This is a genomic window from Serratia sp. AKBS12 (assembly GCF_024793895.1).
In the GTDB taxonomy this organism is placed as follows: Bacteria; Pseudomonadota; Gammaproteobacteria; order Enterobacterales; family Enterobacteriaceae; genus Serratia_F.
The window spans coordinates 165,364-192,338 of sequence record NZ_JANUSB010000005.1; the positions used below are offsets into that span (position 1 = coordinate 165,364).

The following is a 26,975-nucleotide window of genomic DNA, read 5'->3' on the forward strand; positions in this document are numbered from 1 at the left end:
CCCTACTTCGCATCCAATACTCAGCCGGAGCCTGCTGCTCCTGTCCGCTTTACAACCCCACACAGGCCGCGATACCCGTAAACCACTGGCGACGGGCCATCGATACGCAAACGCATATTGAACGCCGTCCGGCTCAAAGAAAAGGGTGAGGCCTTATCATCATTGTAGAATAATCAAACGCAAACTGGCCCCGGTAAGCGAGAAAATTTCCCCAGCGCGTAATTTGGCCGCACGCCTGCGGCACGGCACGGCACGGCACGGCACGGCACGGCACGGCACGGCACGGCACGGTATAACACCGCTTTTCAACTATACTCACAGCAACAATGCTTATATTTCAAACGGCCAAATGCAAAATAACCGCATAAATCATAGGATTCTTTACTCATCGGGTGTAAAACTGAAAGGGTAAACATGGCAAAACTTATTGATAAGTTGCGGTGTGATCGGCCCAACATATCACCGCATTATCTGAATGATATTATGCAGGTAAACAAATGTGCCAGGCTGGTACGCTGATGCCTGCTAACCCTTTAATCGGCATTAAATGGAAGGAGTATTCTCATGGCTTACAAACACATTCTGATTGCGGTGGACCTGTCGCCGGAAAGCAAAGTCCTGGTGGAAAAAGCGGTATCAATGGCGCGACCGTACAATGCCAAAGTCTCCTTGATCCACGTTGATGTGAATTATTCGGATCTGTATACCGGCCTGATCGACGTTAACCTGGGCGACATGCAGAAACGCATTTCCGAAGAAACCCACCATGCGCTGACCGAACTGTCGCAAAACGCCGGCTACCCGATTACCGAAACCCTGAGCGGCAGCGGTGATTTGGCGCAGGTATTGGTTGATGCCATCAAGAAATACGATATGGATCTGGTGCTGTGCGGCCACCATCAGGATTTCTGGAGCAAGCTGATGTCTTCCGCACGCCAGCTGATTAATACCGTGCACATCGACATGCTGATTGTGCCGCTGCGCGACGAAGAAGATGAGGAAGAAGAGGCTTAAAGTAAGCGCTTCCTAACATCGCGAACCTACGCCCGCGTCTGCGGGCGTTTTTTTGCCCGCACCGTGCACAATTGCATGTTTAACACACACCCCGCAATGATATAGTCAAAAAAGACACAACATCTTCCCCCATATTTTCAATCCGATAACCATAAAGGGGGCAACAACTATGCCACAGGAGTTCTCCATGGATCAGGCCGTATCCCTTGACGCTTTCCTCGCGACTTTGCAGCAGCAAAATCCTTATCAAACCGAATATCTGCAAGCGGTACGTGAGGTCTTTACCTCACTATGGCCGTTTATCGAGCAAAATCCGCGCTACCGCGAATATGCCCTGCTGGAACGGCTGGTCGAGCCGGAGCGCACCATTCAGTTCCGCGTCAGTTGGGTGAACGACGCCGGACAGGTGCAGGTTAACCGCGCCTGGCGCGTACAGTTCAACTCCGCCATCGGGCCGTATAAAGGCGGTATGCGTTTTCATCCGTCGGTTAATCTGTCGATACTGAAGTTCCTCGGCTTCGAGCAAACCTTCAAGAACGCGTTGACCACGCTGCCAATGGGCGGAGGCAAAGGCGGCGCCGACTTCGACCCGAAAGGCAAAAGCCAGGGCGAAATCATGCGGTTCTGCCAGGCGCTGATGAGCGAACTGTATCGCCATCTTGGGCCGGATACCGACGTACCGGCCGGCGATATCGGCGTCGGCGGGCGCGAAGTCGGTTTTATGGCCGGCATGATGAAGAAACTGTCCAACAACGCCGCCTGCGTATTTACCGGCAAAGGTCTGTCCTTTGGCGGTAGCCTGATACGTCCGGAGGCCACCGGCTACGGCCTGGTGTATTTTACCCAGGCGATGCTGCAGCGCCACGGCCTGGGGTTTGAAGGCATGCGTGTAGCGGTTTCCGGCGCCGGCAACGTGGCGCAATTCGCCATTGAAAAAGCGCTGGCACTGGGCGCCCGCGTTATCACCGCGTCCGATTCCGGCGGCACGGTGGTTGATGAAGCCGGTTTCACCAGCGAGAAGCTGGCGCACCTGGTCGAAATCAAAAACCAGCGCTACGGCCGTATAGAAGACTACGCCCGCGAACGCGGGCTGATTTTCTTGCCGGGGGAACAGCCGTGGAACCTGCCGGTGGATATCGCGCTGCCGTGCGCTACTCAGAATGAACTGGATCTGACCGCCGCTCGAACGCTAATTCACAACGGCATAAAAGCCGTGGCCGAAGGTGCCAATATGCCAACCACCATTCAGGCCACCGATGCTTTCCTGGAGGCTGGCGTCCTGTTTGCCCCCGGTAAAGCGGCCAATGCCGGCGGGGTAGCCACCTCGGGTTTGGAAATGGCGCAGAATGCCGCGCGCATCAGTTGGAAAGCGGAAAAAGTTGATGTTCGTTTACAACATATCATGGCGGATATTCATCATGCTTGCGTGGAACACGGCGGCAACGGCAAGCAGACGCACTACGTTCACGGCGCCAATATTGCCGGTTTCGTCAAAGTTGCAGATGCCATGCTGGCGCAAGGGGTGCTGTAACCACCACGGCAGGTGATCTGCCTCACAAAATGGGTAAATCCTTTCATGCCGGCGTTAACGTCGGCATTTTTTCATTCTCACCAATACGAAAATGTTATCGATATGATTTAAAATTGATAATTAAGTGTTTAATAACGGATAATAAATAGTGGTAAAATTACTACAGAATATTTATTTAACTTATTTTTAACATAAAAGCACGCATAATTTAACCTTAATCTGCACAGATCACATTTTACCAACTTACGTTACGCCCCCTCTTCCATTCCTTTGTAACCTGCAGCGGTGGAAAAACCGCCACCCCTACAGATAAAAAAAGGTACAGCTATGAAATTTAACCTCGCATTATTAAATGCATGTGTGGTTTCTGCGTGCATGTTATCAACACCGGGCTTTGCTGCTGAAAAATATGAAATCGCCGTAGTCGCCAAGGTCACCGGCATTCCGTGGTTCAACCGCATGGAAGTCGGCGTCAACGACGCGGCAAAAAAGCTGGACGTCAACGCCTATCAGACCGGCCCGTCAACGCCGGACCCTGCCGCGCAGGTCAAGGTGATTGAGGATCTGATCGCCAAAAACGTCAATGCCATTATCGTGGTGCCAAACGACGCCAAGGTGCTGGAGCCGGTGCTGAAGAAAGCGCGCGACAAAGGCATTGTGGTATTGACCCATGAATCACCTGACCAGCAGATCGGTCAGTGGGATATCGAGACCATCGATAGCGAGAAATATGCGCAGGCCAATATTGATGAACTGGCCAAGGACATGGGCGGCAAAGGTGGCTACGCCATTTATGTCGGTTCACTGACCGTGCCGTTGCATAATGCCTGGGCCGATTCCGCGATTAAATATCAAAAAGAAAAATACCCTGACATGTTCGAAGTCACCCAGCGCCTGCCGGTGGCCGAAAGCATCGACAAATCCTATTCCACCACGCTGGATCTGATGAAAACCTACCCGCAAATGAAGGGCATCATCGGCTTCGGTTCATTGGGGCCAATCGGCGCCGGTCAGGCCGTGGCCAAGAAGCGCGCCAAGGACAAGATCGCGGTAGTGGGCATCGCCATGCCAGCGCAGGCAGCACCCTACCTGATGCGCGGCGACATTAAAAAAGCGCTGCTGTGGGATCCGAAGGACGCCGGCTATGCATTGGTGACAGTGGCCGATCAATTGCTGCAAGGCAAGGCCGTGACCAAAGATTTGTCGATCGAAGGGCTGGGAAAAGCCGACGTCGATATGGACAACAAAGTGATTCGGTTTAATAAAATTCTGGAAGTTACCAAAGATAACGCCAAATCACTGGGCTTTTAATTTTTAATATTCGTCACACCGGGAATTTATAAAGCGTAACGGCGCAGTGCTTGATCGGCTGCGCCCACGGTTTATACGTCGCAACATAGGTTATTGCCATGACATCCTCTACCGCTTTTATCACGCTGGAAAATATCAGTAAAAAGTTCCCCGGCGTGCTGGCATTGGACCAAATAAGCCTGACTCTCAATAAAGGCGAGGTACATTGCCTCGCCGGGCAAAATGGCTGTGGTAAAAGTACCATTATTAAAGTTATTTCTGGTGTTTATCAGCCGGAAAAAGGCGCCAATATCTCGCTGGAAGGAAAATTATTCCACGCCCTGACGCCACAGCTGTCCGGCCATTATGGCATTCAGGTGATTTATCAGGATCTCTCGTTATTTCCCAATCTTACGGTGGCGGAAAACATCGCCATTCACCGCTACCTGCCCGGCGGCCATTTCTGGGTCAAGCGTAACCACATGCGTCAGATGGCGCTGGACGCCATGGCACGGGTTGGCGTCAGTATCGATCCAGACAAAAAGGTCGAGAAACTGTCGATTGCCGATCGTCAACTGGTGGCCATCTGCCGCGCCATCGCCGCCGAAGCCCGGTTGGTGATCATGGATGAACCCACCGCCTCACTGACGCGTCAGGAGGTTGATGGTCTGCTGCGAGTGGTCAATGAGCTGAAAGCCGCCGGTATCTGCGTGGTTTTTGTCAGCCACCGGCTGGATGAAGTGATGGAGGTTGCCGATCGCATCAGCGTGATGCGCGACGGCAAGCTGGTCGGCACCTACCCGGCGAGCGAGTTGGACAGCCACGAACTGGCGTTCCTGATGACCGGCCAACGCTTCCACTACAGCCATTTACCCGCGCGGCCGCCGGTGGAAAGCACCCCGTTGCTGGAGGTCAACAATCTCAGCCGTCGCGATAAATACCGCAATATCAATCTGGCACTGCGCGGCGGTGAAATCGTGTCGATCGTCGGCCTGTTGGGCGCCGGCCGTAGCGAACTGTGCCTGAGCCTGTTTGGCATGACCCAGCCGGACAGCGGTGAAATCCGCGTTGACGGCCAGCCGGTACGCCTGCACAACAACCGCGAAGCGGTGCGCCACGGCATTGCCTATGTTTCGGAAGATCGCCTGACGCAAGGGCTGATCATGGAGCAATCGATTTACGATAACACCATCGTCACGGTATTCGACCAACTGCATACCCCGCTCGGCCTGCTGGATCACCAAAAGGCTCGCCATCTGGTGAACTCGCTGATTCGCGAGCTGAATATCAAAGTGTCCGACAGCGCGCTGCCGGTAAAAACCCTGTCCGGCGGTAATGCTCAGCGCATCGCCATCGCCAAATGGGTGGCGACCCAACCAAAGATCCTGATCCTCGACTCGCCGACCGTCGGTGTCGATATCGCCAACAAGGAAGGGATCTACCAGATCGCCAGAGATCTGGCCGAACGCGGTATGGCAGTACTGATGATCTGCGATGAGATCCCGGAAGCCTATTACAACAGTCATCGGGTGCTGGTGATGCGCAAAGGCGAACTGGTCGCCGAATTTTCGCCGCATCACTGCACCGAACAACAGATCGCCGAGGTGGTGAATGGATAAGTCGTTTCTCGCTCGCCTGGCCGGGCGGCATGAATTCTATCTTGGCCTGCTGGTGCTGGTATTGGCGCTGGGGCTAAGTATCGGCACCGATGAGTTTCTGACGCTGGGCAACCTGACCGACGTCGCCACCAGCTACGCCATTCTCGGCATTCTGGCCTGCGGCCTGTTTGTAGTGCTGATTGCCGGCGGGATTGATATTTCATTCCCGGCGATCACCGCCATCGCCCAGTACCTGATGGCCAGCTGGATCATTACGCATGGCGGCAGCTTCCCGCTGGCGTTCGCCATGGCCATCGGCAGCGGCCTGCTGCTCGGACTGATGAACGGTTTCCTGGTGTACTGGCTGAAGGTACCGGCGATTATCATCACCATCGCCACGCTGAATCTGTTCTACGGCCTGCTGGTGTATGCCACCAACGGTACCTGGCTGTACGGTTTTCCGGACTGGTTCATGGATGGCATCAACTGGTTCTCGTTTACCGCCGGCGACGGCTATGACTACGGCCTGACGCTGCCGCTGCTGTGCCTGCTGGCGGTGATTATCGTCACCGGCGTCCTGATGAACTTCACCCGCCTCGGCCGCCAGATTTTCGCCATGGGCGGCAACCGCGATGCCGCATCGCGCCTGGGGTTGAATCTGCTGCGGCTGCATTTTTATGTCTATGGCTATATGGGCATTCTGGCGGGCATCGCCGCGGTGGTGCAGGCGCAGATCACTCAATCGGTGGCGCCAAACTCGCTGCTCGGTTTTGAACTGACGGTGCTGGCGGCGGTGGTACTTGGCGGTACCAGCATGACCGGCGGGCGCGGTTCGCTCACCGGCACCCTGCTTGGCGTGGTATTGCTGGCCTTCCTGCAAAACGGCCTGACGTTGCTCAGCGTGTCCTCATACTGGCACACGGTATTCAGCGGTCTGATTATCCTGATCAGCATCAGTAGCACCGCCTGGAATGAAAAACGCAAGCTGGCCAAGGAGATATGACATGACGCAATTAACCCGCATGATCCCGCGCGATCGGATCATCCGTCTGCAAAGCGCGATCATTATCATCGTCGCCCTGCTGTTCGCCGGATTACTGGGATCGCGTTTCTTTAGCGCCGGCAATTTCCAGTCGATCGCCTCGCAGTTGCCGATCCTCGGCATGCTGGCACTCGGCATGGGTATTACCATGCTGACCGGCGGTATCAATCTGTCGATTATTGCCGGAGCCAATGCCTGCTCTCTGGTGATGGCAGCGATAATCGTCAGCCATCCGGATCAACCGTTATTCCTCGGGTTGGCACTGCTGGCAGGGCTGGCCGTCGCCGTCGCCATCGGCATGCTGAACGGCGCGCTGGTTGCCTGGATTGGCGTTTCGCCAATCCTCGCCACGCTCGGCACCATGACGCTGATAACCGGTCTGAATATCCTGCTGTCCAACGGTGCGGTGATTTCCGGCTTCCCGGCGGCGATCCAGTATCTCGGCAACGGCAGCCTGTTCGGCATTCCGCTGGCGCTGTTGCTGTTCCTGCTGGTGGCGGCGGGGCTGTGGATCCTGCTTGAGCACACCACGCTTGGCCGCAGCCTGTATCTGCTGGGCTCCAATCAGCAGGCAACGCAGTTCAGCGGCGTCAATACTGCCCGGGTGCAGATTGCGGTCTATATCCTTTCCGCCCTGCTCGGCTGGGGTGCGGCGCTGCTGATGATGGCCAAATTCAACTCGGCCAAGGCCGGCTATGGCGAGTCCTACCTGCTGGTGACCATTCTGGCTTCGGTGCTCGGCGGCATCAATCCGGACGGCGGCTTTGGTCGTATTCTTGGACTGGTGCTGGCGCTGATCGTGCTGCAAATGATCGAAAGCGGCCTCAACCTGCTCGGCGTCAGCAGCTATCTGACCATGGCGCTGTGGGGCGGCGTGCTGATCCTGTTTATCGCATTACAAAATCGAAAAGCCTAGGTTGTGCTGCGCTCGGTTAACCGGCGCAATCTTATACGGAGAAAAATAATGGCGAGTTATTTTATTGGCGTAGACGTCGGAACCGGCAGTGCACGAGCAGGCGTTTTTGACCTGAACGGCCGGATGATAAGTCAGGCCAGTCGCGAAATTGACATTTATCGGCCGAAGGCGGATTTTGTCGAACAGTCTTCCGACAATATCTGGCAAGCGGTATGCAATGCGGTACGCGACGCCGTCAACCAGGCCGACATCAACCCGATTCAGGTGAAAGGGCTCGGTTTTGATGCCACCTGTTCGCTGGTGGTACTGGACAAGGAAGGCAAACCGCTGACCATCAGTCCGTCCGGCCGTAGCGAGCAGAACATCATCGTGTGGATGGATCACCGCGCCATTACCCAGGCCGATCGTATCAACGCCACCAAACACCGGGTGCTGGACTTCGTTGGCGGCGTGATTTCCCCGGAAATGCAAACGCCGAAGATGTTGTGGCTCAAGCAGCATATGCCGACCACCTGGGCCAACGCCGGTTACCTGTTCGATCTGCCCGACTTCCTGACCTGGCGCGCGACGCAGGATGCGACCCGTTCGCTGTGCTCAACGGTCTGCAAATGGACCTACCTTGGCCACGAGCAGCGCTGGGACAAGAGCTATTTCAAGCAGATCGGGCTGGAAGACCTGCTGGAGCACGACGCGGCAAAAATTGGCAGTGACGTCAAAATCATGGGCGAACCGCTCGGTCATGGCCTGACGCAGCGTGCCGCCAGCGAGATGGGCCTGATGGCAGGTACCGCGGTCAGCGTGTCGATCATTGACGCCCACGCCGGCACGCTCGGCACTATCGGTGCTACCGGCGTTTCTGGCGAAGTGGCAGACTTCGACCGGCGCATCGCGTTAATCGGCGGTACCTCGACCGGTCATATGGCGATGTCGCGCACCGCACGCTTCATTGGCGGCGTTTGGGGGCCATATTACTCTGCCATCCTGCCGGAATACTGGCTGAACGAAGGCGGCCAGTCGGCCACCGGCGCGCTGATCGATCACGTGATTCAGTCGCACCCGTGCTATGCGGAGCTGCTGTCGCAGGCCAAAGCACACAACCAGACGATATATGAAGTGCTGAACGCCTTGCTGCGCCGTATGGCGGGTGAACCGGAAAAAATCGCCTTTCTGACCCAGGACATACATATGCTGCCGTACTTCCACGGCAACCGTTCGCCGCGCGCCAACCCGACGCTAACCGGCACGCTGACCGGCCTGAAGCTGTCACGCACGCCGGAAGACATGGCGCTGCACTATTTGGCGACCATTCAGGCCATTGCGCTGGGTACCCGCCATATCATCGAAACCATGAATCAGAGCGGTTATAGCATTGATACCATCATGGCCAGCGGCGGCGGCACCAAAAACCCGATTTTCGTGCAGGAACATGCCAACGCCACCGGCTGCGCCATGCTGCTACCGGAGGAGAGCGAAGCGATGCTGCTGGGTGGCGCCATGATGGGTACCGTGGCGGCGGGGGTGTTCGACACCCTGCCGGAAGCGATGAATGCCATGAGCCGCATCGGCAAAACCGTTACGCCACAAACCAATGACATCAAGCGCTACTACGATCGTAAATATCGCGTGTTCCACCAGCTGTATCACGATCATATGAAATATCGCCAATTGATGCAGGAGGACGCATGAGCCAACAGGAGTGGCAACGCGCCAGCGAGGCCTGGCAGCTGTACAGTCGCGAGCTGGCGCAACTCGATCAGCGCATTGAGGCTGCCGATTGGCAACGCCTGATGACGCTGTTAAGCGGCTGTCGGGGCAAAATTGCGGTAACCGGCGTTGGTACCTCCGGCATTGCTGCGCGTAAAATCGCCCATATGCTGGCCTGCGTCGAACAGCCGGCCATTTTTCTTGACGCAACCGACGCGGCGCACGGCGATCTGGGATTTTTACGCGCCGACGATCTGCTGATCATGATCTCGCGCGGCGGCAACTCCGAGGAACTGACGCGCCTGCTACCGACGCTGGCCGCCAAAGGCGTGACGCTGATCAGCGTCACAGAAAACCCGGACTCCGCCATTGCCCGCGCCGCGCAGCTGGTGATCGCCACCGGGGTGAAAAACGAGATAGACCCGCTGAATATGCTGGCCACCACCTCGATCGTGCTGGTACTGGCAATTTTCGACGCCGCTTGCGCCTGTCTGATGGTTCGAAGCGGCTACGATAAGGACCGGCTGCTGGCGGTGCATCCGGGTGGCAACGTCGGCAAAAGCCTGCGCGAAGAACATTAACGCCTGAATAAGGCCCGGCAAGCCGGGCCCATAGTCCATCAGGCCTTATTGATCGCCTCGATAATTACCAGCCGATCGCTCAACTGCCGCTGCAACTGCGGATCGTCGGTGCTGGCAATTTGCTGCTTTATCATTGCTTCCTGCTGGCGTCGCGCCTGCGGATCGCTGAACAACAATCCTTTTACGTTAATCGGCGCCACGTTGCCGTAACGTCCATCCGCCGTGGTCGGCACGCTGATTTTACCGTCGTTCAGCAGTTTTTCGACGATATGCCGTTCACGCTCATACCCCGTCAGCCCAACCAGTTGCCAACGCTGCTGCGTGCTCCCCTGGTATTGCCCTTGCTTGACCTCGGTCAGATAACGAAGCGTCAGATTGCGTATGGTACCGGCCTCTTCGCCGTACTGCGCCTTGCTGTCGGACAATACCGGGAACTGCATACCCTCCAGGGCGCCCCCCTGCTGCGTCAGGTGCCCCATGCGGTAACTGTTCATCCCCAGACGAATCGGCATGTCGTCGGTGACCGGCGTACCGTCGTTCATTTTCAGCTCGATAATGCGCTGTCCCACCGGCTGGCGCAGGTCGATTTTATAGGTAACACCGTCGAAGAAATCATTGGTTGAATATTTGGAGGCGCGCCGCTGCGGGTTGAAGCTGTATGTGACGTCACCGTCGTGCAGCTGATTAAAATAGCCTGCCGACCATTCCATATACTTTTTCAGTTCCTTGCCGCTGAGCTGATAGACGGTAATTTCGCCACCGGCGTACTGATAATTGAAGGCAATGTCCTTGGCGGTGATGGTACCGACGTTAAGCTTCGGCCGATCGTTGTCTATCTGCAACGCGATCACCTGCGCCTGTGGCGCGTAGTAGCGGCTGGCCTGCTGATACAGCCGGCTGATGCCGGTATCCTGCACGTGAACCTGTGGAATGCCCTTCACCGCATCCGGCGGCACCAGATCCTGGCCGGACAGTTGGGCAATCGGCCGGTTGGCATTGGCGCGCAGGATAGAGTGATACGGCTGATAGATCTGCTCCAGCTTTTTGTCCGACGCAACGCCCTTGATCGGATAGGTATAACTGTCTTTATTGATCAGCTGGTATTTACCGTTGTGTTGCTCAAATTGCAGATCGATGCGCGACAGCGCGCGGCCGTACTTGTCCGGTTCGGTGACAATCACGCCGTTAATCACTTCCTTATCCACCTTGACGTGCATATGACCGGCGACGATCGCCGCCAGCTCCGGATTGGCGCGCGCGATATCACCCACACCGGTGCCTGGCCGCTGATTCTCGTTGTCGATACCCATGTGTGCGACCAGTACGATGGCGTCCACTTGCCCTTGAATCTGCTGAATAACCTGTCTGACCGCCTGCACCGGATCGGTGAAGTTCAACCCCTTCACCCGATCGGTGCCTTTGGCGAATTCGGCGGTCATCGGTGTATCCATGCCGATAATGCCGATCTTCACCCCCTGACGTTCGATGATCTTATACGCCGGCAGATAGGGTTTGCCGCTGTCCCACAGGATATTGCCAGCCAGCGCCGTGCCTTTGAACTGATTGAGCGAGGTAGCCAGCGGCGTGAGACCGAAGTCGAATTCGTGGTTGCCCATCACCCAGACGTCATACTCCAGCGCATTGAAGCCGAGGATCATCGGGCTGGTTTTTTCGTTTTTAAACGTTTCGACAAAGTTACCCTGAATGGTGTCGCCGGCGTCAACCAGGATCACGTTCGGCTGCTGGGCGCGGATCTGATGGACCCGGGTGGCGATCTGGCTCAGGCTGCCGGCCAGATTTTCGGTGTCGGTGGAATAATCCCACGGTACGAAGGTGCCGTGCAGGTCGGAAGTACCAAGAATGGTGATATTGACAGGTTCGGCGGCCATCGCGCAGGTTCCCAGGCAAAGCAATACGGCAAGCAGCGTGTTTTTCATTTTTTATCTAATTATAGGCGGGGAAATAAAAGGGAATCATGCGATCCACTTTGCATTTTATCCAGAGTGTTTTCAGATTGATTCAGAGAAATGGGAGGTAGCTCAATGAATACACCCGCAAAGTTCGCCAATGCCGCAGCAGCGTCATAGACCAGGGGGATCCCCGAAATAATTGGCGTGGCGGCAAGGCGGCAAGTTGGTGAATCCCCAGGAGCTTGGTCAACCAAGTGGCTGAGTTAAGCTGACGCAGCCAACGCCGCAGCAGCGTCATAGACCAGGGGGGATCCCCGAAATAATTGGCGTGGCGGCAAGGCGGCAAGTTGGTGAATCCCCAGGAGCTTGGTCAACCAAGTGGCTGAGTTAAGCTGACGCAGCCAACGCAGCAGCAGCGTCATAAACCTGGGGGATCCCCGAAATAATTGGCGTGGCGGCAAGGCGGCAAGTTGGTGAATCCCCAGGAGCTTGGTCAACCAAGTGGCTGAGTTAAGCTGACGCAGCCAACGCAGCAGCAGCGTCATAAACCTGGGGGATCCCCGAAATAATTGGCGTGGCGGCAAGGCGGCAAGTTGGTGAATCCCCAGGAGCTTGGTCAACCAAGTGGCTGAGTTAAGCTGACGCAGCCAACGCCGCAGCAGCGTCATAGACCGGAGGATCCCCGAAATAATTGGCGTGGCGGCAAGTTGGTGAGTCCCCAGGAGCTTGGTCAACCAAGTGACTGGGGTGAGCTGACGCAGCCAACGCAGCAGCAGCGTCAAGTATGAAGGGGATCGGGCATGTAGATGTCGAAGCGGTGATTCTTGGTAACCGTCGCTGCATGCGCCGGCACGTTCGCCAGTGGCGGCGCGTAGTCCGGGCGCTTCACCACGATGCGTTTGGTCGCCAGGCGGCGCGCCGGCGCCAACAGGCCATCGGCGTCATCGTCGCTACCCACCAGCGACTGGAATACTCGCATCTCTTTCTTCACCAGTGCACTTTTCTGTTTGTGCGGATACATCGGATCGAGATACACCACTTCCGGCCGCGGCTCGAGATCCGCCAGCGCCGTCAGGCTGGATGCATGCAGCAGCGTCAGGCGCTCACGCAACCATGGGCCGATTTCGGCGTCCTGATAGCCGCGCTGCAGGCCGTCGTCGAGCAGCGCCGCCACCACCGGATTTCGTTCCAGCATGCGTACGTGGCAACCGAGCGCCGCCAGCACAAAGGCGTCGCGCCCCAGCCCGGCGGTGGCGTCCACCACGTCTGGTAAATAGTTGCCCTTGATGCCGACCGCCTTGGCGACCGCTTCACCCCGACCGCCGCCAAACCGTCGCCGGTGCGCCATCGGGCCGGTAACAAAATCGACGTAGATCGCCCCGAGCTTCGGCTCGTCACGCTTACGCAACTCCAGCCGTTGCGGCGTCAACACCAACGCCATCGGCGCCTGGTCATCGGACGTCAGCTGCCAGCGGTCGGCCAAAATAGACAAGGCGCCGGGATCGGCGCCTGCTTCACACAATAAACACACGCTCACGTGTCGAGTTACCCTTTGATTCCGTAATGGCGCAGCATAGCATCCAGCTGCGGCTCACGGCCACGGAAGCGTTTGAACAGTTCCATTGGCTCTTCCGAACCGCCGCGCGACAGAATGTTATCGAGGAACGACTGGCCGGTTTCAGCGTTGAAAATACCCTCTTCTTCAAAACGCGAATAGGCATCTGCCGACAACACTTCTGCCCACAGATAGCTGTAATAGCCTGCCGCATAGCCACCGGCGAAGATGTGGCTGAACGCATGCGGGAAGCGGCCCCAGCTTGGTGACGGCACCACGGCGACCATTTTCTTCACCTCGGCCAGCAGCGGCAGGATCTGCGCACCGGTTTGCGGGTCGTATTCAAAATGCATGCGGAAGTCGAACAGACCGAACTCCAGTTGACGCAGGATAAACAGCGCCGCCTGATAGTTTTTAGCCTCCAGCAGCTTATCGAGCAGTGCGGTTGGCAGCGGCTCGCCGGTCTGATAATGGCCGGAAATAAAGGCCAGCGCTTCCGGCTCCCAGCACCAGTTTTCCATAAACTGGCTTGGCAGTTCGACCGCATCCCACGGCACCCCGCTGATGCCAGCGACGCCGGCGGTATCGATTTGCGTCAGCATATGGTGCAGTCCGTGGCCAAATTCATGGAACAGCGTCGTCACTTCGTTATGGGTAAACAGCGCCGGCTGGTCACCCAGTGGGCGGTTAAAGTTACAGGTCAGATAGGCCACCGGCTTTTGCAACTCGCCGTTGGCTTTACGCAGGTTGCCGACGCAGTCATCCATCCAGGCTCCGCCGCGCTTGTTCTCGCGCGCGTACAGATCGAGGTAGAAACTGCCACGCAGCACGCCGCTTGCATCGAACAGATCAAAGAAGCGCACTTCTGGATGCCAGGTATCCACGTCTTTACGCTCTTTGGCACTAATGCCGTAAATGCGTTTGACCACTTCAAACAACCCGTCAACAACGCGCTGTTCCGGGAAGTACGGACGCAGCTGTTCGTCGCTGATCGAAAACAGGTGCTGTTTTTGCTTTTCGCCGTAATAGGTTATGTCCCACGCTTCCAGCTCATCGACGCCATAATGCTGTTGGGCAAAAGCCCGGAGCTGAGCCAGTTCCTGCTCCGCCTGCGGGCGGGCGCGCTGGGCCAAATCGTTCAGGAAGCCAATGACCTGCTGCGGGGTTTCCGCCATTTTGGTGGCCAGTGATTTGTCGGCGTAGGTCGAGAACCCCAGCAGCTGCGCCAGTTCGTGACGCAGCGCCAGCGTTTCAGCCATCACTTCGCTATTGTCCCATTTGCCAGCATTCGGCCCCTGATCGGAGGCGCGGGTGGTGAACGCGCGGTACATTTCTTCGCGCAGCGCCTGATTATCGGCGTAGGTCATCACCGGCAGGTAACTCGGCATGTCCAGCGTCAGCAGCCATCCCTCCTGCTCTTTGGCCTGCGCCATCGCCTGCGCCTGCGCCAATGCACTGGCCGGCAGGCCGCTCAGTTCGGCTTCGTCGGTAATCAGTTTGCTCCACCCCATGGTGGCGTCGAGCACGTTATTGCTGTAGGTCGAGCCCAGCTCGGACAGGCGCGCGACGATTTCACCGTAGCGTTTCTGCTGTTCCGGCGGCAGGCCAATGCCCGACAGTTCAAAGTCACGCAGGGCGTTTTCCACCGCTTTGCGCTGCGGCAGGGTCAGTTGGTCAAAGGCCTCGCCTTCCTTCAGGCTGCGGTAAGCCTGATATAACCCTTTATGCTGGCCCACCCAGGTACCGTATTCCGACAGCAGCGGCAATGCCTGCTCATAGGCTTCACGCAGTTGCGGGCTGTTTTTTACCGCATTAAGGTGGCCGATAGGTGACCAAATGCGCGACAGGCGATCGTCAGACTCCGCCAATGGCTGCACCAGATTATCCCAGGTGAACGGCCCCGGCTGCGCGACCACGCGTTCTACCACGGCGCGGCAATCGTTCAGCGCGGATTGCACCGCGGGCACGATATCTTCAGGGCGAATAGCGGAAAACGGCGGCAGGGAAAACGGTGTCAGCAACGGATTTGTCATAGGGCAGTCCTGATTAGCGTTGGGGCCCGCCGCAACCGACGGGCCTTAAAATGCGTATGATTAACTAACATGGAGCCAAGCGGGGCGAAAATCAATGGCCGGCATTGATGGATAGTGCCTTAAACCACGCGTTAACAGCGCTGTCCGACCGTTGCCATCCCGCTTCGGCACATGGCTGGCTGCGTGAGCAGGTGATGACCGGGCTGGCATAGCGATAGGGGCCACCCGCTCACAATCACCATCACGTTTTTGCCGATGGTCCGATCGTTCCCTTATACCCTGCGGGAATGCAGTTCAGTTTTTCCCGGCCAGACAGTTTATACTGTGCAGATTATATGCCTTATTGAAAGCTCCTCCCATGGAGCACAAGGAACTGTCACCAGCCATGTTAAGTTATCGCCACAGTTTTCACGCCGGCAACCATGCCGACGTGCTGAAGCACACCGTTCAGAGCCTGATCATCGAGTCGCTGAAAGAAAAAGACAAACCGCTGCTGTACCTGGACACCCACTCAGGTGCGGGACGTTATCAGCTAAGCGGTGAGCACGCCGAACGCACCGGGGAATATCTCGAAGGTATTGGCCTGCTGTGGCAACGTGACGATATTCCGTCCGAGATGACCGCTTATATGAGCGTGGTGCATAATTTTAACCGTAGCGGCACCTTGCGTTACTACCCAGGCTCGCCGCTGATTGCCCGTCAGTTGCTGCGCCCGCAGGACAAAATCCACCTGACCGAGCTGCACCCTAGCGACTACCCGTTGTTGCGCAGCGAGTTTCAAAAAGACGAACGCGCCAAGGTACAGCGCGCCGACGGTTATCAGCAGTTGAAATCGCAGTTGCCACCAGCATCGCGCCGCGGGCTGATCCTGATGGATCCGCCCTACGAACTGAAAACCGATTACCAGGACGTGGTTAAAGGTATTCAGGAAGGCTATAAGCGCTTTGCCACCGGCACCTACGCACTGTGGTATCCGGTGGTGCTGCGCCAGCAAATCAAGCGCATGCTGAAAGATCTGGAGGCCACCGGCATTCGCCGTATTCTGCAAATCGAGCTGGCGGTGAAACCGGACAGCGATCAACGCGGCATGACCGCCTCCGGCATGATTGTCATTAACCCGCCGTGGAAGCTGGAACAGCAGATGAAAAACGTGCTGCCGTGGCTGCACAAGGTGTTGGTGCCATCGGGCATCGGCCACCAGCTGGTGAACTGGGTGGTGCCGGAATAACCCTGCATGGCGCGCACTACGCGCGCCCCAATCCCGCCTATCACAGCCATTGACGCAATCTTTGCGACAAACCCGCATCAGGCGTTAAACTCTTACGTTCTTCAAATTACACAACTCATGGAAAACCCAGATGACGAAACATTACGATTATCTTGCAATTGGCGGCGGCAGCGGCGGTATCGCATCGATCAACCGGGCAGCCATGTATGGTCAGAAATGCGCGCTGATTGAAGCCAAAGAACTGGGCGGCACCTGCGTCAACGTGGGTTGTGTACCGAAGAAGGTGATGTGGCACGCGGCGCAGATTGCCGAGGCTATTCATCAATATGGCCCGGATTATGGTTTCGATACCACCGTCAACGCGTTTGACTGGAAGAAACTGGTCGCTAACCGCACCGCCTATATCGACCGTATCCATACCTCTTACGACAACGTATTGGGTAAAAACAAGGTTGATGTAATCAAAGGCTTCGCCCGCTTTGTTGACGCCCACACCGTGGAAGTCAACGGCGAAAAAATCACTGCCGATCATATTCTGATCGCCACAGGTGGCCGCCCAAGCCATCCGAATATTCCGGGTGCGGAATACGGCATTGATTCTGACGGTTTCTTCGAACTGGATGCTCTGCCAAAACGCGTCGCCGTGGTCGGTGCCGGCTACATTGCGGTGGAAATCGCCGGCGTACTGAATGCACTTGGCGCTGAAACCCACCTGTTCGTGCGCAAGCATGCGCCGCTGCGCAGCTTCGATCCCCTGATCGTGGAAACGCTGGTGGAAGTCATGAATACCGAAGGGCCGACCCTGCACACCGAATCGGTGCCGAAAGCCATCGTCAAGAACGCTGATGGCAGCCTGACGCTGCAACTGGAAAACGGCAAGGCATGTACCGTTGACAGCCTGGTATGGGCGATTGGCCGCGAACCGGCTACCGACAACCTGAATCTGGCCGTGACCGGGGTGAAAACCAACGCTCAAGGCTACATCGAGGTGGACAAGTTCCAGAACACCAGCGTGAAAGGCATCTATGCGGTCGGCGATAATACCGGCGCGGTTGAACTGACGCCGGTTGCAGTCGCCGCCGGTCGCCGCCTGTCCGAACGCCTGTTCAACAACAAGCCGAACGAGCATCTGGATTACAGCAATATTCCAACCGTGGTGTTCAGCCACCCGCCAATCGGCACCATCGGTCTGAGCGAACCGGAAGCGAAAGAGAAATACGGCGAAGACCTGGTCAAAGTGTACCGTTCTGCGTTCACCGCCATGTACAGCGCCGTTACCCAGCATCGCCAGCCGTGCCGCATGAAGCTGGTATGCGTCGGCGCAGAAGAGAAGATTGTCGGCATCCACGGTATCGGCTTTGGTATGGATGAAATGCTGCAAGGCTTCGCCGTCGCAGTGAAAATGGGTGCCACTAAACAGGACTTCGACAACACCGTGGCGATCCACCCAACCGCAGCGGAAGAATTCGTTACCATGCGCTAACGCTGCAAAAGCGGCCGTTGGCCGCTGTCGACGTCTCAACGGCGTGACGCGTCTCTCTCAATAGGCCAACGGCTTCGGCTGTTGGCCTTTTTTACTATCCTGCCCCGCCAAAAACCCGATAATAACTGATGTTAAACACCGTCAGCGGCGATAATGCAATTATTATGGTGATTAATAAAAACTTCATATAATAAAAATGACATTATAAAAAAATGAAAGAAATAATAGTTGTCGGTAAGCCAGTTTGATTTCAAACGCTTAAAGCGTTTTGCTTGTTTTTTACTTTTTGTGCAACGCTGAGGTTAATCCTAATCATTCGGTAACGTTACCTGATACATTGACAATAAACGGTTGTTGGTTAAGTTTGTTGGTGAATATATCCACTCTCAAACAGGAAGAAAAATGGCAATCGATACTTTTTTAAAGGTTGAAGGTGTTACCGGTGAGTCCCATGATTCCAATCACAAAAACTGGACCGATGTACTGTCATTTACCTGGGGCGCCTCTCAGCCCGGCAACATGGCGGTCGGCGGCGGCGGTGGGAGTGGCAAAGTCAATTACCGCGATTTGGAAGTTCAGGCGCTGATCGATAAATCCACGCCGGCCATTTTAAAATTCTGCTCCAGCGGCAAGCACGTCAATAAAGTCGAAGTCTCTATTTGTAAGGCCGGCGGTAGCCAGGTGGAATATGCACGCATTGTGCTGGAAGACGTGCTGGTGACTTTGGCAGATTTTACCGGCGTCGGCCACACCGATAATATTCTGGTGAAATACCGCTTCCAGGCGTCGAAAGTGAATCTGCATTATTGGGAACAGACGGATAAAGGCACCAAGGGCGCGGAAACCAAAGCCGGTTGGGATATCAAACAGAACAAAGAAATATAACCTAGCCACGGGGGGGTTCTATGGCAGACCCAACACTGGATATCGAATCCGTTTTAAAAGGCAGCCTGCTCAGTCAGGATGACCTGCGGATCATTCTCGCCTTTATTAACGAACTGGACGAAGAGACGCTGGCGCAGTTCGAAAACGATACCGATTCCGGCATCATGAACAACTTCATGGAGCTACAACGCGCCAACCAGCGCCGGGAATCGCTGGAGGACTACGGCGCGGCGCGTGACGAAGAAGAGAGCATCGGGCTGCGCAATCTGAACGGCAACGTGTTACAAGACAACCCGTCGGTTTTCAACAAATACAACACGTCGCTCAAAGGCTATGGCGGTAACGTCTATGACGATACGCAAAAAAGCAATTACTCCATGGCCGCCGCTGCGGTAGGCGCCATTGGTGCGCTGTCGGGTTCTGGCGCCGTTTTTGCTGCTACCGCCGCCGCTCAGGCCGGCCAGACGCTGATGACCAATATCTACGTGCGTTACGCCATGACCGCCGTCGGCGCGCTGGGCATTTCGAGCGGCTGCGTGCTGGCGGTACGCAACTTTCTGTCTGACCGCCAGATAGGGCAAAACAAGAAACTGATAGACGCGATGAAAAAGATGGCGAAAAGCAGAAACAAGCTCACGACCTTTTTTAATGAAACCCGCGTCAAAATCCTCAAAGATGAGGAAAAAGCCAAAAAAAGCGCCATGACCTATATGAGCCGTCGCCCAATTGATCTGTCTAATGGTGGGGATGTCAGAACGCGGATGGAACGGCTGTTTTCTACCGTATTACTGACCGATACCGCGCCCATGAAGGCGAAAATCCTGTTGATCAGCAATGAACAGTACGTTTCTTTAACCGATGATAGTAATCGGCCTACCTATATCTCCAAAAGTGACCTGAAGCTGATGGGGGAAATTTCAGGTATGTTCTAAAGCGTCCCTTGCCCCAGTGCATCGAATAGCACACAAAAGGGTGCTATTCTAACAGCAGGATGCTGTGGATCCCGTCCCAATGGCCGGCTTTGCTGGCCGTTGTCTTTTCTGTGACATCCTCCGGTATGACTCGCTGTTTTTTGTCACCGTTTAGCCTGCTAAATTTACCCATTAACTCTTGCCTGCCGTTGCGGAGACCCCCCGATGCTGTCAACCATAATCAGAACTATTACGTTGGCGTTATTGGCCCTGATCGCTAGCCAAACCTCCGCGTTGAGTTTTACCCTGGAAGTATCTGGCAATATCAGCCAGTTCACTGACCCGGTGAACAAACGTTACGTGTTTACCGACCGCGATCTGTTCGCCATGCCAATGAGCAGCATTGCCACCACCACCTCATGGACGCCAAAACGCAAATTTGACGGCGTGGCGGTCGCGGATATTCTGGCCAGGGTCGGCGCCAAGGGACAAACGCTGTCCATGCATGCGCTCAATGATTACTACATTGATATCCCGCGTTCGGACGTGGAGAAATACCATATTATTCTCGCCTACAAAATGGACGGAGAAATGTTGAAGATCAGAAACTTCGGCCCCCTGTTTCTGGTCTATCCCCGCGACGCCGCCGGCGCCGAATTAAACTCGCCTTTGTATAACTCGCGCTTTATCTGGCAGGTCAACAGGATTGTGATCAAATGAAGTTAACCCAGTTTAAAAGCGGCGGTCGACTGGCTATTCCGGCCATCTTCGCCGCACTGTTTCTTGTCGCTTCAACCATCACGCTCTATTACTACAGCGCGACGTTGTCGAAGAAAGGGTTATATGCCATCGCCGGTACGCAGGAGAATTATTCGTGGTCGATCGCCAAGTTCTCGATCAAGCTGGCGGAATTTGAAACCTTCGTCGAGCAACAGAAAAACTCGCCCAAGGTCGATATTGACGCGCTAAGGCTGCGTTTCGAAATCCTGTATTCGCGTTTTTACGTGCTGGAAACGGTCTCCGAATCCACCCAGCCGCTGTATCGCGAACCCGGTTATCCGCAGGTCATTCAACATATGCTGAAGGAAATGGATCGCCTTGATCGGCTCATCAGTGCCTCGCCGCTCGATCTGTCCAACATATCCCAGGCCATGCAGCACATGAAGCCCTACGCGATCGAAATGGCCAACCTGGCTGACCATGCAGAAGTAAAACAGCGCACCGTGGCTTATGATGATTACATCGAAAAACGACTGATCATTTTTTATGGCCTGGTAATTATCATGTTCTCGGTGATTGCCCTGGTTGCCATTACGCTTATCGTGCTGCGTCAGCAACGTATAACCATTCAGCAGCAGGCGAAGGCTATCGAAGCGGAGAAAGCGACCCGTACCAAAAACGCCTTTCTGGGGGCTATCGGCCATGAATTGCGCACCTCGCTGCAAAGCATCATGTCGGCCATCGATGTGTTGATGAACACCCGGGTTTCAGCCGAGCACGTCGATACGTTCCAGCGCCTGGAAACGGCCGCCCAGCAGATTGAAAGTCAGATGAAAGATCTCACCGACTACGCGCATCTGGACAGCGGCATGATGGAGCTGCGTATTGTGCCGTTCAACGCCGAACGCCTGATCCAGGAGACGGCAGACGAAATCGGGATGCTGACGCGCAAACCGCATATCAAGCTGCTGTGCGAAGTGGACTTTAGCCATGCGCAGGTATATTCCGATCCGCTGCGCATACGCCAGATTTTGGTCAATCTGCTGACCAATGCCTATAAATACACCGAAAACGGCTCTATTACCGTGCATGGTTGCCTGCGACGTCAGCCGGGCGGCAACGCGCTGATAATTGAAGTGACCGATACCGGAATTGGTATCGAAGAAGAAAAACTCGGGCAGATCTTCCAGCCGTTCACCCAGCTCGACCAGTCGCATACCAAGCAATACGGCGGTGTCGGCATGGGGTTGGCGATTGTGCAGGGCCTGGTCTCCCTGCTGCAAGGCAACGTCACCGTTTACAGCGAACAGGCCAAAGGCAGCACCTTTATCGTCAGCATTCCGGTTGACCTCGGCGACGCGCTGCCAGAGCAGACTGAACACACGTCAACGCCGGCAGCCACCCGGCTGAAAGAACAGCAGATTCTGGTGGTGGATGACAATAAATCGGTGGGCGACGCCTTCGCCGCGCTGCTGGATAAACTGGGTTATCGCCATGAGCAGTGTGATTCACCGGAGCGCGCGCTGCAAAAGCTGCTACGGCGCCCTTATGATGCACTGTTGCTGGACTTGCAGATGCCCGGTATTGACGGTGCAGCGCTGGCGAAAAAGTTGCGTAACCAGCGCGGCCCGAATCGGCATATTCCCATCATCGGCATCAGCGCCTATACGCCGGAGTTGCTGACCGCCGAGCAACGGGCGATGTTTGATGATTATTTGATGAAGCCTGTGCGCATGGACGCGCTGTCCAACGCACTGGCGGCGCTGTTCGCTAAAGGTTGAAACAGCGTTGCAACGCGGCTTCAATCACGTGAAGCCGCACCGGTTTTTCATACGGTCCCAGGACGTCGTAATCACGCATCGCCTGTGCAATCTCTGATTCGCGCAGACCAGTGCCCAGTTGGCCGGTCAGTACCAATACCGGTGCGTCGGGGTTGTCGGAAGCGCGAATGGCTTCGATGCATGGCACCGCCGTTTCCTGCCCTATCAGCCAATCCACCACGTAACCGTCGAACAGGCTTTTCGATAATGCCTGACAAAAGGCCGCCACGTCATAAAACGCCACCGCATGGAAACCACGGCTGTTGAGATATTTTGTCAGCTCATCGGCCGCCTGATGGGAATCGTCCAATACCGCAATGCTCAGCCGCTCGTCATCGGCACCATGCGGGCGGATTTCAATCAGCTCAACGCAATAACGATTGCCGGTCGGCGCATCATCAACGCGATAAACCACCCATTGATCGTCATGCTGTAATGCCACATATTCCGATAACCGACCACCGTTCAGTTCATTGCCAATATAGGCGACACAAGGCAGTTCAACGCCAGCCACAGAAAAGATGGCATCCCGTGCAATAGTTTGCGCAGGGGCATCACTTTCCGCATTCATATCGACGATTGCCGCCGGGGTTTCATCCAGCGCCGCTGCCACGCTGTTGATTTGTTCCAGCGTCCAAGGGCTCTGCCCTTTCAGTTTGCGGTGCGCATGCGAAAAACTCAGCGCCAGAATGCGGCTGAGTTCTTTTGCCTGTTGACGCTTACCTATCCCATGATGAAGAAAAAGCGCTCTGACCCGGTTTGCAATCGACTGCGAATCGAATTTCTGGTGATTGTTATCCATTTTTTCCTTCGATTTTTTTCTAATTTTTCAGTCGCTTTGGAGTAAATAGGTGTTCAAGATCCATACAATACTAGCATCATATGCAATCTTATTCTCAAAACATTGCTTGACATACCAACTTCGATAGTCAAACATGGTATCAGAAGCTACACACAGCAACACACTATAAAAATAATACAAGAAACACAGTTATAATAACCACAATGACACCAGGGAAATCTGTTCAGGTGGTCGGTTCTGAAGAAAAACACAACGGAACAACGACATACCGTCCGGAGTAAAAGCCTTTAGCGCTAATAATAAAGATGTACCCCCCATTTTAACCGGTCCCCGTCAGGGGACCGTTTTTTTTGCCTGTACGCCGCCAGGCAAAATCAACCGGCAATTCTACCGGCATGACGCCACGATTGCTCGATACTCTGTTAGCCAACCATCTATCACCCTATGTCTCGAGCACCGCCGCCCCCACATTGACTGCCTGTTTCGCCAAATAAAAACGGGGCCAGCACGCTGACCCCGCCCAATCATGTCAATTAGAAACGCCAGGTAAAGCCGGCGTTGACGCTGTTATCCTGGTAATGATCGGACAACAACCCCCCATAGCCCAGCGACAGCGCAGCATTGGCGCTCACCGCCACTTCCGCGCTGGCCTTGATCACCGCTCCGTCGCGCGATGCCGACACGCTGTTGACCACGAACGGTGCATTACCGCCGTTAAACTTCAGGCCGGTATCCCGATCCAGATCGCCGTACTGATGCTGCCAACCCAGCTCACCGCGCAATGCCACCGCCGTTTCACGACCGACCTGCCATTGATGGTCGGCGCGCAGGCCGAGCGTCGACACCGTTGCATCGGTGTGTTGCTTGTCGCCATGCAATGCCGCGGCGCCGCCATCCTCGCTAATGCCGTTGTTCTGGAAGTTGATGTACGCCAGGTTGGCGAACGGCTCCAGATTGACCCAGCCGGTTTTCACGCTGTAGCCGGCTTCAACAAATGCCTGCTCGGTACGTGCGCTGTATTTGGCGGTTTCTCGATCGGACTGCAAGCCGTAATTCACCGAACGAGCGGTATCGAAGCGATGCCAGGTATATGCCCCGCCGGCACGCAGCGCAAAATCACCGAACTGTTTGCCGCCGTACGCCGCCAGATGATAATTGTCGCTGTCGGCGTTCGAGCCGTAGCCACCGTCGAGCGAAGTACGGGTATAACCGGTCGCCACCCCTAAACGCCATTCGTCGGCATAGGCGCTATCGAGCCCCAGTAATACGCCGTAGGTCGAGGCCTGATAGCCGGTGGCGTTGGCATCACCGGACGCATGATCCCACGCTCCCAACAGTTGCGCCCAGGCGCCGCCGTCGTCAGCCTTGATGTCCGGCGAGCTGGCCAGCCCCTCAGCCTGGCGCAGGCGGCCGTTCAGCGCGTCGCGCAGGTAGCGGCTGTCGTTGATCTGTGCCGCGGCAATATCGGCATGGATTTGCCCGGACAGCTGGCGGAATGCCTGGCGTGCCTGAGCGGTGCTGTCAGAAGACAGGATACTTTGGTACACCGGGTTACCCGCCGCCAGACCGTCGGCCGCCAAGGCGACCGCACGTTCGTTGTCCGTTGCCGCCACGCTGGCAAAGGCGGTGGCGTTACGTGCGACATTGGCAGTCAGCTGATGGCCCTGCGTTGCCAGATTGGCATCAAGAAACGGTGAAGTGGTGCTTGCCGAGCTAAACTGACCGCGAATCCCATCATCGGCCTGCAAAATGGTGTAGGAGCCAAGCAGACTCTCTGCGGCGTTGCCCGACAGCCGGTTCTGCTGCTGCAACAGTACGGCGACCTCGCCGCCGTTGATGGTGGCCGCTCCGCCGCTGTGGATACGATCGCTGCTACCGTCGGTGGCGGTTTCGACCAGGTAACGCGAGCCGGCTTCGAAGGTAACATCATTGGTGACATGCAACGTACCAATGGAATTGCCCGGTGCCACGGTACCGCCACGGTTGGCGGTCAGGGAACCGATGCGGCCTGAGCCGCCCAGCACGCCGCCATTCTGCACCGAAACATCCGACACTATCGTGCCGTTGATCGCCAGCAGCCCCTGATTTACCAGCGTCGGGCCGGCGTAGCTGTTATTACCGGTCAACACCAGCGTACCAATCCCCTGCTTGGTCAGGCCGCCGTGACCGGAAATGTCATTGCTCCACACATCCAGACCACAATGCACGTCGTCACACACCCGCTCCGTCGGTTTGCCCTTATCGATAACCGCGCCAATACCCGGCAGGTCGGCGACGAACTGGCCCGAGCCGTACGCCACGTCATCGCCGCCCGGCACGCGAAACTCCTGGGGAATATCGTCAACGGTATAGAACATTCCCGGGCCGTTAATCGCTTTACCCAGGTTGATCATCCCCCAGCCATACAACGCATCAATACCCGGATCGCCCATATCGCTGGCGGTGGTTTTCAGTACCGAAGCGACCTGGGCACCGGTCATGTAAGGGAAACGTTCCATCAGCACCGCGATGCTGCCGGCTACATGCGGCGCCGCCATCGAGGTACCGCTGTATTTGGCATAACCGGTAGTGAGGTTTTCCAGGCTATTACCTTCGATTATCGAGCTGTAAACCCGAGTGCCCGGCGCCGATACGCAGAAACTGGCGGTATAGCCGCAGCGCGAAGAGAAGGTGCTGATACTGTAATCACCGTTGTTGGCCGGATCCTGCAAGCTGGCAACCGACAGCCAGTTCGGCGCGATATCCGGCACGAAGTACGCCAGACCGGCCATGGCGTCGGGATTATTCAAATTATCGTCATTGCCGGCGGCAAAGATGGTGACGATGCCGCTACGGGCCGCATCGATCGCCCCCTGGTAGGCGCCGCCCTGCCGGGTGCCAAGGATTTGCCTGATTTGAGCGAACTGTTTACCGGCATCATCCACCGTGAAGTGTGGGTAGGCGGGGTCCTTGCCGCCCTGCTCAAATTTTTCGGTGATGCCGATCCCCCAGCTGTTGTTGATGATACGCGCGCCACTGGCAATCAGCGCATCCCAGCCAGCCTGATAAACCGCGCCGTCATTGCCAAGGATAATGCCATCCTCAGGGCCAGGATCGCCGTTTTCAGCACTGATGATCTGTGCATTGAACGCCACGCCATGCATTTCTCCGCCGTCACGGTTGCCGGCGGCAATGCCGCCAACATGGGTGCCATGCGACCCCAATTCGCCGTCGGAATCGACGCTCGGCGTTCCGTCGTAACGGAATGCATCGCCCTTTTTCACCGGAATATAAGGATCGGTATATTCACGAATCCCGCTGGTCACCAGATTTATCACCTTGCCTGAGCTGGAAAACTCCGGGTGCTGGGCATATACCGGCTGGTCGAATATACCCAGTTTTACCCCTTTACCGGTATAACCGGCAGCATAGGCTCGATCGGCATGAATGGCTGCCAGGCCCCATTCGGCGTTGAATTCATTGCTACGCCAGCTTGCCGCATCGCCCGGCTTGCCATTTTCTACATATGACGCAGCCTGCGCCCCGCTGCCTATTACCGCCAGGCAGCAAGCAATCGCACTCAATTTCATTCGATGCTTCATCTGCGGAGCGGAGCGAGCAACGGCCGTTGTCGCGGATTTATTTCCTCTACGATTTCTGTCCATCCCAGATACCATCCATTGTTGGTTTGCAAATGTTTTATTGATTTAGCGTGTGACGAGTTCGTAACACCAAATAAATAAAGCACAACAATGAAAATCTCGCCCATTGCCGGCGAAGCACAATAAATATCTAGGAAGATTCCCGCGCAAGAAAATAGATAGCACGTGAGGTAAGCCATTGAGGACGTAGATCGTCTTTCAGGCCCAATCTATGTTGATTTTCATAAAAGAAGATAAAACACAACGAATTGAATTATAAAGGCTAAATTTTCATGCAAGGCCACGGCAGACTATTATCCGTGGCCAAGCGG

At 55.8% G+C, this 26,975-nt stretch carries 19 protein-coding genes; 14 read left to right on the forward strand and 5 right to left on the reverse strand.

What is annotated here, in order from left to right:
- Window positions 1–564 precede the first annotated feature (564 nt).
- From uspA to NYE85_RS03795, 8 genes are all read left to right on the forward strand, one after another.
- Window positions 565–1,014, forward strand: coding sequence for a universal stress protein UspA (uspA, locus tag NYE85_RS03760; protein ID WP_259003021.1), 450 nt, complete (start codon window positions 565–567; stop codon window positions 1,012–1,014).
- Window positions 1,015–1,201: 187 nt separating this feature from the next.
- Window positions 1,202–2,545: an NADP-specific glutamate dehydrogenase gene (gene gdhA, locus NYE85_RS03765; RefSeq protein ID WP_259003022.1), complete on the forward strand. Its 1,344-nt coding sequence runs from the start codon at window positions 1,202–1,204 to the stop codon at window positions 2,543–2,545.
- A gap of 327 nt (window positions 2,546–2,872) precedes the next feature.
- Window positions 2,873–3,856, forward strand: a complete 984-nt coding sequence (locus NYE85_RS03770; RefSeq protein ID WP_259003023.1) for an autoinducer 2 ABC transporter substrate-binding protein — start codon at window positions 2,873–2,875, stop codon at window positions 3,854–3,856.
- A 98-nt stretch (window positions 3,857–3,954) separates the two neighbouring features.
- Window positions 3,955–5,454, forward strand: coding sequence for a sugar ABC transporter ATP-binding protein (locus NYE85_RS03775; RefSeq protein ID WP_259003024.1), 1,500 nt, complete (start codon window positions 3,955–3,957; stop codon window positions 5,452–5,454).
- Complete coding sequence (locus tag NYE85_RS03780) at window positions 5,447–6,436, forward strand: ABC transporter permease (RefSeq protein WP_259003025.1); 990 nt, start codon at window positions 5,447–5,449, stop codon at window positions 6,434–6,436. Before NYE85_RS03775 ends, NYE85_RS03780 begins: the two co-directional genes overlap by 8 nt.
- Before the next feature lies 1 nt (window position 6,437).
- On the forward strand, window positions 6,438–7,391 hold the full coding sequence (locus NYE85_RS03785; protein WP_004956417.1) for an ABC transporter permease: 954 nt from the start codon (window positions 6,438–6,440) through the stop codon (window positions 7,389–7,391).
- A 48-nt stretch (window positions 7,392–7,439) separates the two neighbouring features.
- Window positions 7,440–9,077 (forward strand): FGGY-family carbohydrate kinase, encoded by a 1,638-nt coding sequence (locus NYE85_RS03790; protein ID WP_259003027.1) that lies wholly within the window; start codon window positions 7,440–7,442, stop codon window positions 9,075–9,077.
- Window positions 9,074–9,676, forward strand: coding sequence for an SIS domain-containing protein (locus NYE85_RS03795; protein WP_259003028.1), 603 nt, complete (start codon window positions 9,074–9,076; stop codon window positions 9,674–9,676). Before NYE85_RS03790 ends, NYE85_RS03795 begins: the two co-directional genes overlap by 4 nt.
- Before the next feature lie 38 nt (window positions 9,677–9,714).
- On the opposite strand, the gene NYE85_RS03800 is transcribed toward NYE85_RS03795, so the two are convergent.
- The 3 genes from NYE85_RS03800 to prlC form a co-directional block, all read right to left on the reverse strand.
- Complete coding sequence (locus tag NYE85_RS03800) at window positions 9,715–11,613, reverse strand: bifunctional UDP-sugar hydrolase/5'-nucleotidase (protein ID WP_259003029.1); 1,899 nt, start codon at window positions 11,611–11,613, stop codon at window positions 9,715–9,717.
- 751 nt (window positions 11,614–12,364) lie between these two features.
- Window positions 12,365–13,123, reverse strand: coding sequence for a 16S rRNA (guanine(1516)-N(2))-methyltransferase RsmJ (rsmJ, locus tag NYE85_RS03805; RefSeq protein ID WP_259003030.1), 759 nt, complete (start codon window positions 13,121–13,123; stop codon window positions 12,365–12,367).
- Between the two features lie 8 nt (window positions 13,124–13,131).
- On the reverse strand, window positions 13,132–15,174 hold the full coding sequence (gene prlC / locus NYE85_RS03810) for an oligopeptidase A (RefSeq protein ID WP_259003031.1): 2,043 nt from the start codon (window positions 15,172–15,174) through the stop codon (window positions 13,132–13,134).
- A 385-nt stretch (window positions 15,175–15,559) separates the two neighbouring features.
- Here prlC and NYE85_RS03815 point away from each other — a divergent pair, with 385 nt between their 5' ends.
- From NYE85_RS03815 to NYE85_RS03840, 6 genes are all read left to right on the forward strand, one after another.
- On the forward strand, window positions 15,560–16,402 hold the full coding sequence (locus tag NYE85_RS03815; protein ID WP_259003033.1) for a 23S rRNA (adenine(2030)-N(6))-methyltransferase RlmJ: 843 nt from the start codon (window positions 15,560–15,562) through the stop codon (window positions 16,400–16,402).
- Between the two features lie 130 nt (window positions 16,403–16,532).
- Window positions 16,533–17,885 carry a glutathione-disulfide reductase gene (gene gorA / locus NYE85_RS03820; RefSeq protein ID WP_259003035.1) on the forward strand — a complete coding sequence of 451 codons (1,353 nt, stop codon included), beginning with the start codon at window positions 16,533–16,535 and terminating at the stop codon, window positions 17,883–17,885.
- 402 nt (window positions 17,886–18,287) lie between these two features.
- On the forward strand, window positions 18,288–18,770 hold the full coding sequence (locus tag NYE85_RS03825; RefSeq protein WP_259003036.1) for a type VI secretion system tube protein Hcp: 483 nt from the start codon (window positions 18,288–18,290) through the stop codon (window positions 18,768–18,770).
- A 20-nt stretch (window positions 18,771–18,790) separates the two neighbouring features.
- A complete protein-coding gene (locus tag NYE85_RS03830; RefSeq protein WP_259003038.1) occupies window positions 18,791–19,702 on the forward strand; it encodes a hypothetical protein in 912 nt (303 codons plus the stop codon).
- A gap of 204 nt (window positions 19,703–19,906) precedes the next feature.
- The gene (locus NYE85_RS03835) at window positions 19,907–20,401 is read left to right on the forward strand and encodes a molybdopterin-dependent oxidoreductase (protein WP_259003039.1); all 495 of its coding nucleotides are present in this window, start codon (window positions 19,907–19,909) and stop codon (window positions 20,399–20,401) included.
- Window positions 20,398–22,182 (forward strand): ATP-binding protein, encoded by a 1,785-nt coding sequence (locus NYE85_RS03840; protein WP_259003040.1) that lies wholly within the window; start codon window positions 20,398–20,400, stop codon window positions 22,180–22,182. Before NYE85_RS03835 ends, NYE85_RS03840 begins: the two co-directional genes overlap by 4 nt.
- Here the strand turns inward: NYE85_RS03840 and NYE85_RS03845 are convergent.
- Window positions 22,172–23,023, reverse strand: coding sequence for a helix-turn-helix domain-containing protein (locus NYE85_RS03845; RefSeq protein WP_259003042.1), 852 nt, complete (start codon window positions 23,021–23,023; stop codon window positions 22,172–22,174). The genes NYE85_RS03840 and NYE85_RS03845 overlap by 11 nt on opposite strands.
- 533 nt (window positions 23,024–23,556) lie before the next feature.
- Window positions 23,557–26,592, reverse strand: a complete 3,036-nt coding sequence (locus NYE85_RS03850) for an autotransporter outer membrane beta-barrel domain-containing protein (protein WP_405050653.1) — start codon at window positions 26,590–26,592, stop codon at window positions 23,557–23,559.
- Window positions 26,593–26,975: the final 383 nt, after the last annotated feature.